14 protein-coding genes are annotated in these 15911 nt (G+C 66.5%); 6 read left to right on the top strand and 8 right to left on the bottom strand.

All coding sequences use genetic code 11. The features are described from left to right. Positions 1-19: 19 nt before the first annotated feature. Positions 20-958, bottom strand: coding sequence for a hypothetical protein (locus ACNI3R_RS08750; RefSeq protein ID WP_426182088.1), 939 nt, complete (start codon positions 956-958; stop codon positions 20-22). Positions 959-971: 13 nt separating this feature from the next. Continuing rightward, positions 972-1298: a hypothetical protein gene (locus tag ACNI3R_RS08755; RefSeq protein WP_426182091.1), complete on the bottom strand. Its 327-nt coding sequence runs from the start codon at positions 1296-1298 to the stop codon at positions 972-974. A 157-nt stretch (positions 1299-1455) separates the two neighbouring features. Here ACNI3R_RS08755 and ACNI3R_RS08760 point away from each other — a divergent pair, with 157 nt between their 5' ends. Then, complete coding sequence (locus ACNI3R_RS08760; RefSeq protein WP_426182093.1) at positions 1456-1848, top strand: hypothetical protein; 393 nt, start codon at positions 1456-1458, stop codon at positions 1846-1848. Between the two features lie 78 nt (positions 1849-1926). Here the strand turns inward: ACNI3R_RS08760 and ACNI3R_RS08765 are convergent, their stop codons facing one another. The 4 genes from ACNI3R_RS08765 to ACNI3R_RS08780 form a co-directional block, all read right to left on the bottom strand. Further along, positions 1927-2184 carry a hypothetical protein gene (locus tag ACNI3R_RS08765; RefSeq protein ID WP_426182096.1) on the bottom strand — a complete coding sequence of 86 codons (258 nt, stop codon included), beginning with the start codon at positions 2182-2184 and terminating at the stop codon, positions 1927-1929. A gap of 205 nt (positions 2185-2389) precedes the next feature. After that, complete coding sequence (gene rpsI / locus ACNI3R_RS08770; protein WP_426182099.1) at positions 2390-2950, bottom strand: 30S ribosomal protein S9; 561 nt, start codon at positions 2948-2950, stop codon at positions 2390-2392. After that, on the bottom strand, positions 2950-3429 hold the full coding sequence (gene rplM, locus ACNI3R_RS08775; protein ID WP_426182101.1) for a 50S ribosomal protein L13: 480 nt from the start codon (positions 3427-3429) through the stop codon (positions 2950-2952). Before rplM ends, rpsI begins: the two co-directional genes overlap by 1 nt. A 131-nt stretch (positions 3430-3560) precedes the next feature. Continuing rightward, the gene (locus ACNI3R_RS08780) at positions 3561-4661 is read right to left on the bottom strand and encodes a COX15/CtaA family protein (RefSeq protein WP_426182104.1); all 1101 of its coding nucleotides are present in this window, start codon (positions 4659-4661) and stop codon (positions 3561-3563) included. 79 nt (positions 4662-4740) lie between these two features. Between ACNI3R_RS08780 and ACNI3R_RS08785 the strand changes: the two genes are divergently transcribed. The 5 genes from ACNI3R_RS08785 (at position 4741) to ACNI3R_RS08805 (ending at position 10077) form a co-directional block, all read left to right on the top strand. Continuing rightward, positions 4741-6987 (top strand): xanthine dehydrogenase family protein molybdopterin-binding subunit, encoded by a 2247-nt coding sequence (locus ACNI3R_RS08785; RefSeq protein WP_426182107.1) that lies wholly within the window; start codon positions 4741-4743, stop codon positions 6985-6987. Then, entirely contained in the window at positions 6984-7988 is a 1005-nt protein-coding gene (gene hemH, locus ACNI3R_RS08790) for a ferrochelatase (RefSeq protein ID WP_426182110.1), read from the top strand. The genes ACNI3R_RS08785 and hemH overlap by 4 nt, the downstream gene beginning before the upstream one ends. Before the next feature lie 109 nt (positions 7989-8097). After that, the gene (gene phbB, locus ACNI3R_RS08795; protein ID WP_426182113.1) at positions 8098-8820 is read left to right on the top strand and encodes an acetoacetyl-CoA reductase; all 723 of its coding nucleotides are present in this window, start codon (positions 8098-8100) and stop codon (positions 8818-8820) included. 10 nt (positions 8821-8830) lie between these two features. Then, positions 8831-9064: a ribbon-helix-helix domain-containing protein gene (locus ACNI3R_RS08800; protein ID WP_426182116.1), complete on the top strand. Its 234-nt coding sequence runs from the start codon at positions 8831-8833 to the stop codon at positions 9062-9064. 143 nt (positions 9065-9207) lie between these two features. After that, positions 9208-10077: an LLM class flavin-dependent oxidoreductase gene (locus ACNI3R_RS08805; protein ID WP_426182119.1), complete on the top strand. Its 870-nt coding sequence runs from the start codon at positions 9208-9210 to the stop codon at positions 10075-10077. A 34-nt stretch (positions 10078-10111) separates the two neighbouring features. Here the strand turns inward: ACNI3R_RS08805 and ACNI3R_RS08810 are convergent, their stop codons facing one another. Further along, positions 10112-11083 (bottom strand): ferredoxin reductase domain-containing protein, encoded by a 972-nt coding sequence (locus ACNI3R_RS08810; protein WP_426182122.1) that lies wholly within the window; start codon positions 11081-11083, stop codon positions 10112-10114. 133 nt (positions 11084-11216) lie between these two features. Further along, entirely contained in the window at positions 11217-15875 is a 4659-nt protein-coding gene (locus ACNI3R_RS08815; RefSeq protein ID WP_426182125.1) for an NAD-glutamate dehydrogenase, read from the bottom strand. Positions 15876-15911 lie beyond the last annotated feature (36 nt).

Genomic DNA, 15911 nt, shown 5'->3' on the forward strand with positions numbered 1-15911 from the left:
GGATCAGCTGGTCATCGGATCAGTTCGCGGCGCAGCGCAGGCTGAGCTGGTTGATGCGCCGGTCGATCTCCGCCCGGTCGCAGTTGTCGAGCCGGTCGCGGCCGATCAAGACGGCGGGCCAGGCCTCCTGCTGCGGCACGCGGCGCTCGACCAGGATGTCGCCCGCCTTGTCCGGGTCGCGCGGATATTGTTCGGCGCCCCCGAAATCGGCGGTGCGGACGATCAGCGCGTCATAGGCGAAACCTCCGACATTGGCGGGTGTCGCGAAGCTGAGCGTCGAGGCCGGGCGCTTGATGCCGAACGCCGCCTCCACCTCGCCCGCATCGTCGAGCCGCCCGTCGTGCGCGCGCGCAAGAATCGCGCCGGCCGACCCGGTGGCGACGGTGCGATGCTGCTCCAGCGAGAATTGCACGAAGATCGCGTCGGCGCCGACCGTCTGGCGCGCCTGGGGGCCGTGAGCGGGGTGGTCGTCGAGGTCGTAGCGCAGGGTGCGTGTCTCGGCGGAGATACCGACCTTCCTGTCCATGATGATGGTCTCATAGGGAAGCAGCCCCAGGCCGATCTCGCCATCGACGCCCTTGCAGCAGTCGCGGCCATGGGAGGCGAGGGTGACGATCATCTTGCGTCCGTTGATCCTGACCTTGGCTGCAGCCTGCACCCCGCGCAGTCTTTCGCGGCCTACCAGGGCGTCGAAGCCGCTCTGGAAGGCGAAGCCGCTCCTGGGAGGGTCGGCCTCGATGCGGCGGACGGCGTCGGGGTTCAATTCGATCAGCCGTTTCTGGTTGAACGAGACGCGCAATCGGAGCGGGACGTCGCCGATCGAAAGGGTGATGATCGGCGCGTCCATATCGAGCCGCAATTCGCCGGACAGAGGCGGCTTCTGCGCCGCCATGGCCTGTATGGGCGAAAGGGCCGCCGCCACGACCGCGAGAAACGCGGCGGCGGCGATCGGCCTCATAAGCGGCTTCGCGTCAGTTGGCGCGGTACGATCGGTAGGCGGGCGCAGCAGGCGCCGCGCTGTAAGCCCGGCTCGTGCTGCTGCGCGGCGAACGATAGCTGCGGCTGCGATAGGTCCGGCGCTCCTTGTTTATCAGCGTGTTATAAAGCACGCCGCCGGCACCGCCGACAAGCGCACCTTCGCCGACCGAGAGACCCGGGATGATCGCGCCGGCGATCACGCCGCCCGCCGCGCCGATGCCGGCACCGCGCAGGATATGATTGGCGCTTTGCGCCGAGGCAGGGGCAGCGACACCGAGCGAGAGCAAAGCGGCGCTGCCAATAATCGCGAACCTGTTCATGGCAGTACTCCTTCCTTCGATTCAAGGCGCCAACGGACGAATTACTGGCCGGTTCCCCCGTTCATTTGGGGTCAAGGAAACAGATCGCCGTGTGCGTCTGCTCATTGAAGGTTCATTTGCTGAACCGCATATTGACCGCAGTCATGGAGGTGTTTCGATGCGCGTTAAACTGTGCCTTATCGGCGTTCTGTTGATGGGTTCGACCATGCCGGCCTTGGCGGCGCGGCCCGCTCCCGAAGCGCGGCTGGCGAAGACGCTGGAAGGTCGTGTTGCGGGCAAGCCGGTCAACTGCATCCCGCAGCGGCAGATCCAGTCCACCGAAATCTTCGAGCGGACCGCGATCGTCTACAAGGCGGGGCGGACCTGGTACGTCAACCGCCCGGTCAACGGCGCCAATTTTCTCGATCGCAACGACGTGCTGGTGACCGACACGCGCAGCCCCGACCTGTGCAACGTCGATATCGTCCGCCTGCTCGATCCGGGGACGCGATTCCAGAGCGGTACCATCGGGCTGGGCAATTTCGTGCCCTACACCAAGCCCAAATCCTGATGGGCCGAAATCCTGATGGGCCCAAATCCTGATGGGAGGGCTGGGTCGGGGGCAGATCCCGGCCCCCGCCCGATGGGATCAGTCGTCGGCGCGCTCGGAGCCCTGCGCGGCGTGATAGGCGAGTTCGCGGCGAACCTCGGTCTCGTCGGTTCCGGCGACCAGCTTGATGTCGCTCGCCTTGCGGAAGCGGATATGGACCGGGCCCGCCATCTGGTGCGGGGCGGCCTTGCCGAGCTCGACGGCCGTGGACGGATTGACGGCCGCGCTCCCATCGACCTGCGCAAAGGCCGAGGTCGCCGTCGATACCGCTATCATCAGAGCCACGAACCGCTTCATCGCCTTCACTCCACATAAGCGCCGATCAACACCCGGCGTGCAGCCTCTCTACCGCAAAGGATATCATCGGGGAAATGACCAAAGGTCGTAACTCTGATCGATTTTACAACTGTTCACGAACCGGCGCGGTTGCAGCGATCTGGCCGAACAAAAAGGGGGCCGCCGTTGCCGGCGACCCCCTTGTTCGGTTCCGAAAAGATCCGGATCAGCGCTTCGAGAACTGGAAGCTGCGGCGAGCCTTCGCCTTGCCGTACTTCTTACGCTCGACCGCGCGGCTGTCGCGGGTCAGGAAGCCGGCGGCCTTGACGGGCGCGCGCAGGATCGGCTCATACTTGGTGAGCGCCTGGCTGATGCCATGCTTGACCGCACCGGCCTGGCCGGAGAGGCCGCCGCCCTTGACGGTGGCGATGACGTCATACTGACCTTCGCGGCCGGCGACCGAGAAAGGCTGGTTGATGACGAGACGCAGCGTCGGGCGTGCGAAATAGACTTCCTGGTCGCGGCCATTGACGATGACCTTGCCGGTGCCCGGCTTCAGCCACACGCGGGCGACGGCGTCCTTACGACGGCCGGTCGCATAGGCGCGGCCATAGGCGTCCAGTTCCTGCGCACGCAGCGGCGTGGTCGGCTGGTGCGAGACCGGAGCGGCGACTTCGGCGACGTCACCGGCTTCGGTGGCGGGAGCAGCGGCAGCCGGAGCAGCCGGGGCGGCGGCCGCGCCGGTCAGCGCGGCGAGGTCGGAAAGCGACTGGCGGTTATCGGACATTATGCGCCCACCTTGTTCTTGCGGTTCATCGAAGCGATGTCGAGAACCTCGGGATTCTGTGCGCCATGCGGATGCTCGGTGCCGGCGAAGATGCGCAGGTTGCGCATCTGCTGGCGACCCAGCGGGCCGCGCGGGATCATCCGCTCGACGGCCTTTTCCAGGACGCGCTCAGGGAAGCGGCCGCCCAGGATCTTGTCGGCGCGGGCTTCCTTGATGCCGCCGGCATAGCCGGTGTGGCGATAATAGACCTTCTGCGTCAGCTTGCGGCCCGTGAAGCGGACCTTGTCCGCGTTGATCACGACGACGTTGTCGCCGCAATCGAGGAACGGGGTGTAGCTCGGCTTGTTCTTGCCGCGCAGGATGTTGGCGATGATCGAGGCGACGCGGCCGACGACCAGCCCTTCCGCATCGATCAGATGCCACTTCTTTTCCACCGTGGCGGGGGTCGCCATCTTGGTGGTCTTCATGAGCGCCTTCATGGGCCTGGGACCTTCTGTTTCGTTCGTTCCGAAATGAACGACGCCGCCCCTCGGGGAGGCGGCGTTGACGGAGCGCTAATGCGCGGAGAGGCCAATTGAGTCAAGCAAAATGGGCCTGAATTAAAGTGGTACTATGATACCTTGATCTTGTCGAGGCCGTGCGTTGCCCATAGCAAGCTGGCCAGCAGCAGCACCGCGACGCCCTGGTGCGCTACTGCCACGGCGATGTCGACGCCGGTCAGCAGGGTGGCGACGCCCAGCAGAATCTGCAGCACCAGGAAGGTGGCGACCGCGTGAACCGGGCCCTTGACGCCTGCAGCCTTGGCACGCCGGGCGAGCAGCAGCGCGGCGATCGCGGCGATCCAGGCCCACCAGCGGTGGATGAACTGGACGACGACCGGATTGTCCCAGAGATTGGCGAGGCCGAGCACCGCGTTCCAGCCCCCCTGCGGAAACCACTCCTCGCCCATCTTCGGCCAGGTCGAGAAAGCATAGCCGGCGCGCAGGCCCGCGACGAAGGCGCCGAGCATGATCTGCACCGCGAGGATGCCGAGCGCGACCAGGCCGATGGCCGCCGGTCGCGCGGGGCGGGCGGCGGGATTGCGCGCCAGCCGGAACAGGTCGAGCGCCGTCCACACCAGGGCCGAGAAGATGGTGAGGGCCGCCAGCAGGTGCACCGCCAGCCGGATGTGGCTGACCTCGGTGCGTTCGGACAGGCCCGAATAGACCATCCACCAGCCGATCGCGCCTTGCATGCCGCCCAGCGCGAAGATGCCGATCATGCGCCAGCCATAGCCGGCGGGGATAGCGCGCCGCCACCAGGCCACCAGCATCACTACCGCGAGCACCGCACCAATGCCGCGCGCGAGCAGCCGGTGGACATATTCCCAGAAGAATATCTCCTTGAAGCCGTCCAGCGTCATATGGAGGTTGAAGGCGGTATATTGCGGGATCTGCTTGTAATTGTCGAATTCGGCCGCCCATTGCGCGTCGTCGAGGGGCGGCAATATCCCGCTGATCGGCTTCCACTCGGTGATCGACAGGCCGGATTCGGTGATGCGCGTGATCCCGCCCACGACCACGATCAGGAAGACGAGGGTCGCGACGACGAGCAGCCAGGCACCCAGGGCGCGCGGCTGCGGATGGGACGAGGCGGGGCGCGAAAGCATCGACATGCGGGCCCCATGCGCCAGCACCATCGCCGGATCAAGCAGTCCCAAGGGGAAAAGCATGCGGGGCTTGCCTGCCTACCCCTTCATGAAGCTGGCATAGCGACGGCGGCCCGCCTATCGTGGCGCGATGCATGGAAGGATGGACCGCGAAGGCGAAGCGGTGAAAGCGCGACCGGGGATAACCCGCCGGAAGCTTCTGATCGGCGGGGGCGTCGCGGCGGGGCTGGTGGTCGGCTGGGCGATCTGGCCGCGCAACTATGCGCCCAATCTTAGCGCGGCACCCGGCGAGACGATCTTCGATGCCTTTCTCAAGATCGGCGCCGACGGCCGCGTGACGGTCGTCGTGCCTCAGGCCGAAATGGGGCAGGGCGTCTACACGGCGCTGCCGCAGATCCTGGCCGACGAACTCGGCGCCGATTGGCGCACCGTGGCGGTCGAGCCTGCCCCGATCAATCCGATCTACGCCAATATCGGTGCGGTTCGTGAGGGGATGGAGCACATTTTGCCGGGCTGGCTGCATGGCGTGACGGGTTTCGCCGCGCGCGAGATCGCGATGCGCGCCAATCTGACGATGACCGCAGGATCCTCGTCGATCCGCAGTTTCGAGCCGCGCCTGCGCGAGGCAGGGGCGGCGGCGCGCAGCCTTTTGTGCAAGGCGGCCGCCGAGCGGTGGAAGATCGACTGGAAGGCCTGCGATACCGAAGCCGGCTTCGTCGTGCGCGGCAATGACCGGCTGCGCTTCGGCGAACTCGCCGCAGCGGCAGCACTGCTCGAACCGCCGAAGGAACTGCGGCTGCGCGAGCCGGACGAACGGACGCTGGTCGGCAAGGACGTTCCCCGGCTCGACCTGCCCTCGAAGGTCGACGGCAGTGCGCAGATGGGGGCGGACATCCGCTTGCCCGGCATGCTCTACGCCTCGATCGCGCATGGGCCTTACGGCGCCACGCGGCCGGCGAAGATGGTCACCGGCGATGCCGATGCGGTTCCCGGCGTGTCGGCGGTGCTCACCAATCCGGGCTGGGTCGCGGTGGTCGCGAACAACTGGTGGGCGGCGGACCGTGGGCTCCAGGCGCTCGCGATAGAATGGGAGTCTGCCGGGCCGAAGCCCGACGACGCCTCGATCCGCAAGGCGCTCGCCGCGGCGCTCGACGGGAAGGAGCGCAAGCGCTTCACCGAGCGTGAAAAGCCCGATGACGTCCTGACCGGCGCGGGGGTGGTGACCGCCACCTATTCGGTGCCGATGCTCCCGCAGGCGCCTCTGGAGACGCTGACCGCGACGGCGCGGGTCGGCGACAGCGGCGTGGAAGTGTGGGCGCCGACCCAATCGCTGCCCTTCACCCGTACCGCCGTGGCCAAGGCGCTCGGCCGCGACGAGGCCAGCGTGACCGTCTATCCGACGCTCGTCGGCGGTGGCTTCGGTCGGAAGATCGAGGTCGATGCAGCGGTCGAGGCTGCGATCATCGCGTCGAAACTGCGCAAGCCGGTGCAACTTGTCTGGCCCCGGCGTGAGGATATCCAGCACAGCCGCTTCCGTCCGCCCGCGCTTGGCCGGTTGCGTGCCAAGCTGGGGCCTGCGGCGTCGATTGCCGGCTGGTCGGCGACCATCGCGGCGCCTTCGTCCAATATGGAGATGATGGACCGTCTCGGCGGCAAGCCGCGCGCCAGTTCCTTCGATCCGGATCAGGGCGCGGTCGAAGGCGCCGTGCCGGTCTATTCGATCGCGGCGCTGGCGGTCGAACATGCGCCGGTCGACATCGGTGTCGGAACCGGCGCCTGGCGGTCGGTCGCCAACAGCTACACCGCCTTCTTCACCGAAAGCTTCGTCGACGAACTCGCGCTGTCGGCCGGGCTCGATCCGCTCTCCTTCCGCATGCAGGCCCTGACGAAGCAGCCCCGTCTCGCCCGCTGCCTGCAGACCGCTGCCGCGCTCGGCGGCTGGCAGGGCGGAGAGGCCGGAACCGGCCAGGGTTTCGCGCTCCACAGCTGCTTCGGAAGTCATGTTGCGGTCATGGCCGAGGTCCGCGCCGAGGGGCGCGACATCCGCGTCACCAGCCTGACCATCGTCGCCGATGTGGGTAAGGTGATCCATCCCGATATCGTCCGCCAGCAGTTGGAGGGCGGTGCAACATGGGGACTGGCCAATGCCTTCGGCGCGCCGATCTCATTGGCGGAAGCCATGGTTACGGCACAGAATTTCGACGGACTGAATCTGCCGACCCTCGCCACCATGCCCGAGATGCGGGTCGAGATCCTTCCGTCCGAAGAGCGCGTCGGGGGTGCCGGCGAGGTCGCCGTGCCTCCGGTTGCGCCCGCCATCGCCAACGCCGTTTTCGCTGCCACCGGCAAGCGCCTCCGCCACCTTCCATTGAGTCTGTCCGACGCATGAGCCATCTTCCCGCAGACCATCCCCCCGTGCCGCCCCGCCGCGTCGGTGTCCTTCTCGTCAATCTGGGAACGCCCGACGCGCCGACGCCGGCGGCGGTCAAGCGCTATCTGGCCGAGTTTCTGTCGGACCGCCGGGTGGTGGAGATACCGCCTTTGCTGTGGCAACCGATTCTGCGCGGGATCGTGCTCAACGTCCGGCCGCGTAAGTCGGCGCATGCCTATGCGCAGGTGTGGACCGAGGACGGCTCGCCGCTCGCGTCGATCACCCGTCTTCAGGCTGCGGCGCTTGCCGAGAGATTGGGAGACGGGGTGCTGGTCGATTACGCGATGCGCTACGGCAGCCCATCGATCGCGTCGCGCCTCGACGCCATGAAGGCGCAAGGCTGCGACCGAATATTGCTCGCGCCGCTCTATCCGCAATATAGCGGGGCCACTACGGGGAGCGTTGCCGACAAGGCGTTCGAAGCGCTCGCCGCGATGCGCTGGCAACCCGCGATGCGGACGCTGCCGCCCTATTACGATCAGCCCGTGCATATCGAGGCGCTGGCCGCCTCGGCGCGGGAAAGCATAGCCGCGCTCGATTTCGAACCCGACGCCATCCTGGCGACCTTTCACGGCATGCCGGAGCGGACGCTGCACCTCGGCGATCCCTATCATTGCCAGTGCCGGAAGACGGCGCGCCTTCTCGGCGATGCGCTGGGCCGCGAGCTGACCGTGTCGTTCCAGTCGCGTTTCGGAGGCGGCAAATGGCTGGAGCCGTCGACCGAGGACATGCTCGAGCGCCTGGCCAAGGATGGCAAGCGCAGGATCGCCCTGATCGCTCCGGGCTTTTCGGCGGATTGTCTGGAGACGCTCGAGGAACTCGCCATTCGGGGCAAGGAGCAGTTCGAGGCAGCGGGTGGCCAGCGCTTCGCCTATCTGCCCTGCCTGAACGACACGCCGGTCGGAATGGCGATGCTCGAACGCCTCGTGCGTAATGAACTGCTCGGGTGGCTATCGTAGTCGACAATTTGATTTACCCCTGAAAGGGGTTAATTTTCTTGTCTTTGCGCGCTTCCGCTCGTCATCTTCACCCTCTAGCATCGGTCGCGAATCTGTTGGGAGAAGATATATGGCGCGTGTTGCGATCGTTACCGGAGGAACCAGGGGCATCGGCGAAGCGATCAGCCTCGCGCTCAGGGATTCAGGCGCCGTCGTCGCGGCAAATTATGCCGGCAATGACGAGCGCGCCCGTGCCTTTACCGAGCGGACAGGGATCAAGAGCTACAAGTGGGACGTTGCCGACTTCGACGCCTGCCATCGCGGCGTCGAGCAGATCGAGGCCGAGCTCGGCCCGGTCGACATCGTCGTCAACAATGCCGGCATCACCCGCGACGGCACTCTGCTCAAGATGACCTACCAGGATTGGAAGGAGGTTATGGACACCAATCTGGGCGGTTGCTTCAACATGGCCAAGGCGACCTTCCCCGGCATGCGCGCCCGCGGCTGGGGCCGTATCGTCAACATCGGCTCGATCAACGGCCAGGCCGGGCAATATGGGCAGGTCAACTATGCCGCCGCCAAGTCCGGCATCCACGGCTTCACCAAGGCGCTGGCGCAGGAAGGTGCCAAGTCGGGCGTGACCGTGAACGCGATCGCCCCCGGCTATATCGATACCGACATGGTCGCGGCGGTGCCGCAGGACGTGCTCGCGAAGATCGTCAACAAGATTCCTGTCGGCCGTCTCGGCCATGCCGAGGAAATCGCGCGCGGCGTGGCCTTCCTCTGCGCCGAGGAGGCCGGCTTCGTCACCGGATCGACGCTGTCGATCAACGGTGGCCAGCATATGTATTGATCGACCGACGGTGGCGGGCCCGGTCAAGCGTTCGGTGAACATCGCCGGGCACGCCACCTCGATCACGCTGGAGCCGATCTTCTGGGACGCGCTGCTTGCAGCGGCAAAGGACGATGCGCTGCCGCTCAATGCCCTGGTCGCGCGCATCGACGCCGAACGGGTCCAGGACGACGACCTGCCCAATCTCGCCAGCGCCATCAGGGTCTGGCTGTTCCGGCGAGCGACGGCCCGCATCGCTGACTGATCCCGCCGCCTGCGTTTCATCGACCATCACCGGCAATGCCCCGAGCCCGGTCTTGACTATCCCGCAGAGGCTCTCGACAAACGCGTAAAGGGAAAAGGCCGACAGGTCGCATAGCGCCGTCGAGCCAGCGGGAGAGCGATCGGATGCGTTTCCATTTTGCCGAGTCCATGACCAATCCGGAATATTATATTCCGCTGGCCCAGGCGGCCGAGGCGGCCGGCTATTTCGGCTTCGTCATCCCCGACAGCCTGATCTATCCCAAGGCTTCGGACACCGCTTATGCCTATACCTCGGATGGCGGACGCGAGTTTCTGGAGAACAAGCCCTTCCTCGAGTCCTTCGTCGCCGCGACCGCAATGGGTGCTGCGACCCAGACGCTGCACTTCACCACCAATGTGCTGAAGCTGCCGGTCCGCCCTCCGGTCTATTCGGCCAAGCTCGCCTCCTCCATCGCAGCGGTCACGCGCAACCGCTTCAGCCTCGGTGCAGGGCTGAGCGTATGGCCGGAGGACTATGCGGTGATGGGCGTGCCATGGGAGAAGCGTGGCGAGCGGTTCGACGAGTGCATCGCCATCTTCCGGGGCCTTACCGCAGGCGGCTATTTCGAATTTCACGGCCAGCATTATGATCTGCCGCCGATCAAGCTGAACCCGGTGCCGAGCAAACCGATCGACGTGCTGATCGGCGGGCATAGCGATGCGGCGCTGAAGCGCGCGGCAAGAAATGACGGCTGGATGTATGCGGGCGGCGGCATCGACGCTCTGATCCCGCTGATCGAGAAATATCACGCCTTCCGAGAGCAGGCGGGCCGGACCTCCGCACCGCACAAGGTCTTTGCGACCGACATGGGCAATATATCGCTCGATATGATCAAGCGCTATGCCGACCTCGGCGTGACCGACCTCGCGGTGGCCTTCCGCAATCTCTATGCGGTCGAGGAGGACAGCCAGCCGCTGCAGGACAAGCTGGACGACATGCGCCGGTTCGCTGACGCGATCATCGCGCAGTTCTGATCATATCGGGGAGGGCGGTCCGATGCGGGGCCGTTCAATAGACCGACTGTCGATACAGCCCGGCTTCGGCCATGGCATCGAGTACGTCTCCACCCAGGATCGCCGTCAGCGTCGCGTGAACGTCGTCGCCCATCAAGCGGCTGCCGCAGACATAGATGGCACATCCGGCCAGTGCCCAGTCGATCACGGTCATCCGCGCATCCTCGATCTGGTCGGTGACGAGCCGCTGCTCCTCGCCGTCGCCGGGGAAGACGAGATCGCAGCGTTCGAGATGGCCGACCGATACCCATTGGGTGATTTCCGCTGCCAGCACCTGATCGTCGGCACTGTTGCGATCGCCGAAGATCAGCCAGTTGCGCGAACCCGCCGGGCGAGCCTTGATCTGGGCGTGGAGGCCGGCAATTCCGGTCGCGTTGCCGATAAGGATCAGCGGGATGTCCGCCGGTGGGGGCAGCAAGTCGCTATTGTCGCTGATGGCGATCCGAACCTCGTCGCCCGGCTGGATCGTCTCGCATAGCCAGCGCGATCTTTGGCCCCCTTGAGCGGCCAGGACCGGCACCAGCCGCACCACCAGTTCGAGCATCCCATCATCGGGCAGCGAGCCGATCATGTAGCAGCCGACAGGCGCACCGGCGGAAGTCTCCGGATCATCGAGGGCGGCGGGCGGCCCGCAATAGACACGGGCGACCGCTCCGGCACGCCACGAGGTGTCGGTGGCGGTCGCGGTGAAGCGCAGCCGATACAGGGGCCCGCCGGCCGAGTCCGGATTGGCAAGCAGGCGTTCGGCTAACCGCCAGGAGCGAAAGGCCTCCCTGTCCAGCAGAGGCTCGGCGGGCGCGATGTCGGGGCGGCGAGAGGCGGGCTTGCCTTCGATGGCGGCAGGGCGCGGATCGGGCGGCTCGAGCCCGGACCCGTGCGTGCGGCGCAGCACGGCAAAGGTGATGAAAGCGAACAGAAGGACCGCCAGGGCCGCCGGTATCAGCAGGATCAGATTGAAACCGGTCAATGCGCTCTCTGCTTGCAGGACAATGTCGGGGCTACGCTCCGCAACTATCCGCCAAACCGTAAGGACCGGCGGGGGAAGGCGCAAGCGTCCTGCATTTCAGCCAATCGCCGGCATCGCACGCCGGCGTCTGACATCAGCGAGCGAGCAGCGCGCGAGTCTGGGTGGCGAGCTGGGCCAGCATCGCCGCGCTGGGGGCTGCCGCAACGCGCGCCCGGGCAATCGTCCTGCGGAACTGCTCGACGCGGTCGCCATGCGTGGCGATCCATTGCGTGACGGCTTCGGCCGGCCCACGGCGGCCGTGGCGCGACAGGAAGTCCAGCCGGATCTGGCCGAACTCGCGCGTCAGGCCGGCGACCAGCAGGCGTTCCCAGGGATCGGCGCTGCGGAAGCGCGCGGCCGCCACCTTGGCCCAATCGAGCCCCAGCTGCTCGCCGAGCAGCACATAAGCGCGGGTGACCTCGACCTCGTCGGCGGACAATGTGCTTGCGAGCGCGGCAGTACCGATCGCGCCATCCATCTCGGCGACGCGCATCAGCCCGTCGATGACGGCGGGATCGACCCGGTCGGCGTCGATCCGCTGGCGGAGCTGATCGGACTGCTGCCGGGCTTCAGCCTTCAGCAATTCGCCGCGCGACGCATCGAGGCGCTGCAGTCCCGGCTGCAACATCTCGACGACGGCCCCGATATCGGTCCCCGGCGCGACGCTGCGCAGCAGGTCGGCGACGTGCGAACGGGCGGAATCGGCGAGGGTGGTCAACAGGGTCAGGCGCAATTGCTCCTCGACCTCGACGGTCTCGATGCTTGCGAAGATCGCCTCCAGCCCGAACAGCGCGTCGGCGGTGAAATAGGCGGTCGCGACCTGCGCCAGCGCGACGCCTTCCTCCTCGGCAATCTCGAACGGCGCGACGATGCCCAGCCGGTTGATTACGCGGTTCGACATCTTCGTCGCCAATATCTGCGGGCGCAGGCGATGCTCGCGAATCGCGTCGGCGAACGTCTTGCGCATCGCCTCGGGGAAGCTCGCCAGCAGCAAGGGCTCCAGCGCCGGATCGGCGGTGGCGTCGCTGTTCTCGATCGCGTCCTGCAGCGCCAGCTTGCCATGCGACAGCAGGATTGCCAGTTCTGACCGGGTCAGCCCCTGTCCATCCTGGACGCGGCGCAGGAGCATGTCGTTGCCGTCGAGCCCGTCGACGGCGCGGTTGATGCGCCCGGCATCCTCGAGGATTTCGATCACGCGCAGCTGCGACGGCAGGGCGTCCGCCCCGCCGCGCTCGGCCAGCGACAGCGCCAGCGTCTGCAGGCGATTATCCTCGAGCACGATCCGGGAGACGTCGTCGGTCATGCGCCCGAGCAGCGCGTTGCGCTTGTCGAACGGCAGCCGGCCTTCGTTCATCTCGCGGTTGAGCGCGATCTTGATGTTCACCTCATTGTCCGAGCAGTCGACGCCGGCTGAATTGTCGATGAAGTCGGTGTTGATCCGGCCGCCCTTGAGCGCGAACTCGATGCGCCCAGCCTGGGTGACGCCAAGGTTCGCGCCTTCGCCGACGACGCGCGCACGCACCTCCCCGCCGTTGACGCGGTGTGCCTCGTTCGAGCGGTCGCCGACTTCGGCATTGGTTTCGGAGCGCGCCTTCACATAGGTGCCGATTCCGCCGAACCAGAGAAGATCGACCGGGCTCTTCAGGATCGCTGCGATCAGCGCGGACGGGTCGAGCACGTCGTCCTGGATGTCGAGCGCGGCCTTGATTTGGGCCGAGATCGGAATCTCCTTCTGGTCGCGCGGGAAGATGCCGCCGCCCTTTGAGATCAGCTTGGCGTCATAGTCCATCCAGCTTGAGCGGGGCAGGGCGAACAGGCGCTGGCGTTCCGCAAAAGAGCGCGCCGCGTCGGGATCGGGATCGAGAAAGATGTGGCGATGGTCGAAGGCTGCGATCAGCCGGATCGTTTCCGACAGCAGCATGCCATTGCCGAATACGTCGCCCGACATGTCCCCGCAGCCGACGACGCGGATGGGGTCCTTCTGGACGTCGACGCCCATCTCCGCGAAGTGACGCTGCACCGACACCCAGGCGCCGCGCGCGGTGATGCCCATCGCCTTGTGGTCGTAGCCATGGCTGCCGCCGCTGGCGAAAGCGTCGCCCAGCCAGAAGCCGCGTTCGACCGCGATCGCATTGGCGACGTCGGAGAAGGTTGCCGTGCCCTTGTCGGCGGCGACGACGAAATAGGGATCCTCGCCATCACGGACCACGACCTTGGCCGGGTGGACCACCTTGCCGTCCACGATATTGTCGGTGACCGACAGCAGCGAGCGGATGAAGATACGATAGCTTTCGGTGCCCTCGGCGAGCCAGGCATCGCGATCGGACGGCGCGGGCAACTGCTTGGCATAGAAACCACCCTTCGCACCGGTCGGCACGATGACGGCATTCTTGACGACCTGCGCCTTCATCAGGCCGAGAATCTCGGTGCGGAAATCGTCGCGCCGGTCGGACCAGCGCAACCCGCCGCGCGCGATCGGCCCGCCGCGCAGATGTATGCCCTCGACGCGCGGGCTGTAGACCCAGATTTCCCGCCACGGAACCGGCGCGGGCAGTCCGGGTATGCCGCTTGAATCGATCTTGAACGCCAGCGCTTCCTTGGCAGCGGGTGAGAAGGCGTTGGTCCGCAGGGTTGCGCGCACCACCGCGCGGAAGCGACGGAGCATGCGGTCGTCATCGATCGCGCTGACCTGCTTCAATCCCGTTTCGATCGCCGCGTGCAGCGCCTCGGCGCGCTTGTCGTCGCGCTGCCCCGGCTGATGCAGCGCACGGAAATAGGCGATGATGTCGCGCGCGACGCCGGGGGCCTTCTTCAGCGCCTCGACCGCAGTGGCGAGGCCATAGGAGAAGCCGGTCTGGCGCAGATAGCGGAACCAGGCCCGGAACAGCACCGTCTCTTCGGGCTGCAGGCCCACCGTCACGATCAGTTCGTTGAACAGGTCATTCTCGGCGCGCCCCTCGAGCGTCGCTGCGATTGCGCCCTCGGCAATGGCCGCGTTCTCGAGAAGTTGTGCGATCCCCTCCGGATTGGCGACATCCAGCAGGAAGTCGTGGATATAACCGATTTCGCCGCCGTTGAGCGGGGTCGGTATCTCCTCCAGCACCCGGAAGCCGAAATTCTCCAGCACCGGCACGGCTTCGGACAGAGGGATCAATGCCCCCTTGCGGTAGATCTTGAGCCGGAGGCGCCCGTCCGGGTCACGCTCCTTGCGATACAGGCGGCAACCGCGTGCCTGTCCGTCGGGCAGGGCGTTCATGCGGAGGATATCGATCGCGGCTTCGCCCGGGGTCGAATGGGTGCGATAAGTGCCGGGGAAGGCTGCCGCATAGTCGATCGCCAGACGCGCCGCCCGGGTGGCCGGCTCCATCTCCGCCAGCTGCGCTTCGACCGCCGGCTCCCAGCCGCGCAGCATTTCGGTCAGGCGACGGTCGAGCGGCTCGCTGTCGGGCACTGCGGCATGCGGGGGCAAATCGAACATGTAGCGGATTTGCGCGATGTCGCCTTCGCCCAGCTGCAGGGACCAGTTGGCCAGCGTCGCGCCCGTGGCTTCCCCCAGCATATCGGCAATAGCGGTGCGGCTGCCGGTGGTCAGAAGCTCGCGGGGGAGCCAGACGATGGCGACGAGATGCTCGCCGAGCGTGGTGCGGACCAGCTCGAGGCGCGGGCGCGGCCGATCGACCAGCGACATGGCGCTGAGCACGACCCGCTCGAGCGCATCGGCGGGGAGGGCCAGGACGAGATCGGGCGGCAGTTCCGACAGGGCGTGGTGCAGCGCCTTGCCCGCATGCCCGCGCGGGTCGAAGCCCAGCTTCTCTTCAAGCGCGGCGAGCCGCGTGCGCAATACGGGAATCTCGTCCACCGGGGTGCGCAGTGCAGCGCTCGTCCACAGGCCGGCGTGGACCGACAGCCCCTTGATTGTCTTGCCCTCGCGGACCGGGCTGACGATCAGGTCGAGCGGCGCGCGACGGTGAACGGTCGAACGGCAGTCGGATTTCAGGACCAGCGGAGCGCTGCCGCCTTCCTCGAACCAGGCGAGCGCGGCCTTGGCGGTATTCTTGCGCCACAGTTCAGGCGCACCGACACGCATGATCCCGAGGGGCGCTGCGGCATCCGACGTTCCCTCGATGCGGTGGCCCAGCAGGGTCAGATTGCCGTCGAGAAGCCAGCGCAGCAGCGCCGCGCCTTCGCCGTCGGGGAGCAACTCGGCGTCGTCACGCATCGCGACCTGCATCGCCTGCCAGTCGCGCACGGCACCGCGCACGTCGGCCAGCACCGATGCGATCGTCTGCGCGAGCGCCTGCCGCTCGCGGGCGTCGACGCGGTCGGCTTCGAGATAGATGAAGGATTCACGACGTTCTCCGACGCTTGCTTTGGCAAGCAGTGCGGTCAGCACGCCATCCTCGTCGCGCCGTACTGCCGCCACAGGGTGGAGCAGCCGGCGGACCTCTATATTGTGGTGCGCCATGGCGGCCGAAACCGAGTCCACCAGAAAGGGCATGTCGTCGTTGACGATGGCGATCCGCATCAGGCGGCGGCCGTCGCTCGTCCCACCGACGCTCTGGACCGTGATCGCGGGGTGGCCCGGCTGGCGCTTGTGTGCCACGTCCGCAAGAAAGCGGGCGGCGGCCTCCAGTTGGGCTTCGTCCATGCCGGCCAGTTCACCGGGCAGGGCGCCGCTTGTCAGGGCCTTGGTGAAGATTGCGGGGAAATCCTGGCTGTCCGACTTGGAAAGATCAGCCGCTTCGATGTCCATCTGGTCCGCTCCTGCTCGCCGCGTCTGGTCTCGGCC

The sequence above is a fragment of the Rhizorhabdus antheiae genome (assembly GCF_049889055.1).
Lineage (GTDB): Bacteria > Pseudomonadota > Alphaproteobacteria > Sphingomonadales > Sphingomonadaceae > Rhizorhabdus.

Bases quoted from the DNA above. Each gene is read 5' to 3' on its own strand.
- ACNI3R_RS08765 (WP_426182096.1), bottom strand. From the start codon at position 2,184: ATGAAGCGGTTCGTGGCTCTGATGATAGCGGTATCGACGGCGACCTCG.
- phbB (WP_426182113.1), top strand. From the start codon at position 8,098: ATGGCGCGTGTTGCGATCGTTACCGGAGGAACCAGGGGCATCGGCGAA.
- ACNI3R_RS08780 (WP_426182104.1), bottom strand. From the start codon at position 4,661: ATGCTTTTCCCCTTGGGACTGCTTGATCCGGCGATGGTGCTGGCGCAT.
- ACNI3R_RS08750 (WP_426182088.1), bottom strand. From the start codon at position 958: ATGAGGCCGATCGCCGCCGCCGCGTTTCTCGCGGTCGTGGCGGCGGCC.
- rpsI (WP_426182099.1), bottom strand. From the start codon at position 2,950: ATGTCCGATAACCGCCAGTCGCTTTCCGACCTCGCCGCGCTGACCGGC.
- ACNI3R_RS08815 (WP_426182125.1), bottom strand. From the start codon at position 15,875: ATGGACATCGAAGCGGCTGATCTTTCCAAGTCGGACAGCCAGGATTTC.
- rplM (WP_426182101.1), bottom strand. From the start codon at position 3,429: ATGAAGGCGCTCATGAAGACCACCAAGATGGCGACCCCCGCCACGGTG.
- ACNI3R_RS08755 (WP_426182091.1), bottom strand. From the start codon at position 1,298: ATGAACAGGTTCGCGATTATTGGCAGCGCCGCTTTGCTCTCGCTCGGT.
- ACNI3R_RS08805 (WP_426182119.1), top strand. From the start codon at position 9,208: ATGCGTTTCCATTTTGCCGAGTCCATGACCAATCCGGAATATTATATT.
- hemH (WP_426182110.1), top strand. From the start codon at position 6,984: ATGAGCCATCTTCCCGCAGACCATCCCCCCGTGCCGCCCCGCCGCGTC.
- ACNI3R_RS08785 (WP_426182107.1), top strand. From the start codon at position 4,741: ATGGACCGCGAAGGCGAAGCGGTGAAAGCGCGACCGGGGATAACCCGC.
- ACNI3R_RS08760 (WP_426182093.1), top strand. From the start codon at position 1,456: ATGCGCGTTAAACTGTGCCTTATCGGCGTTCTGTTGATGGGTTCGACC.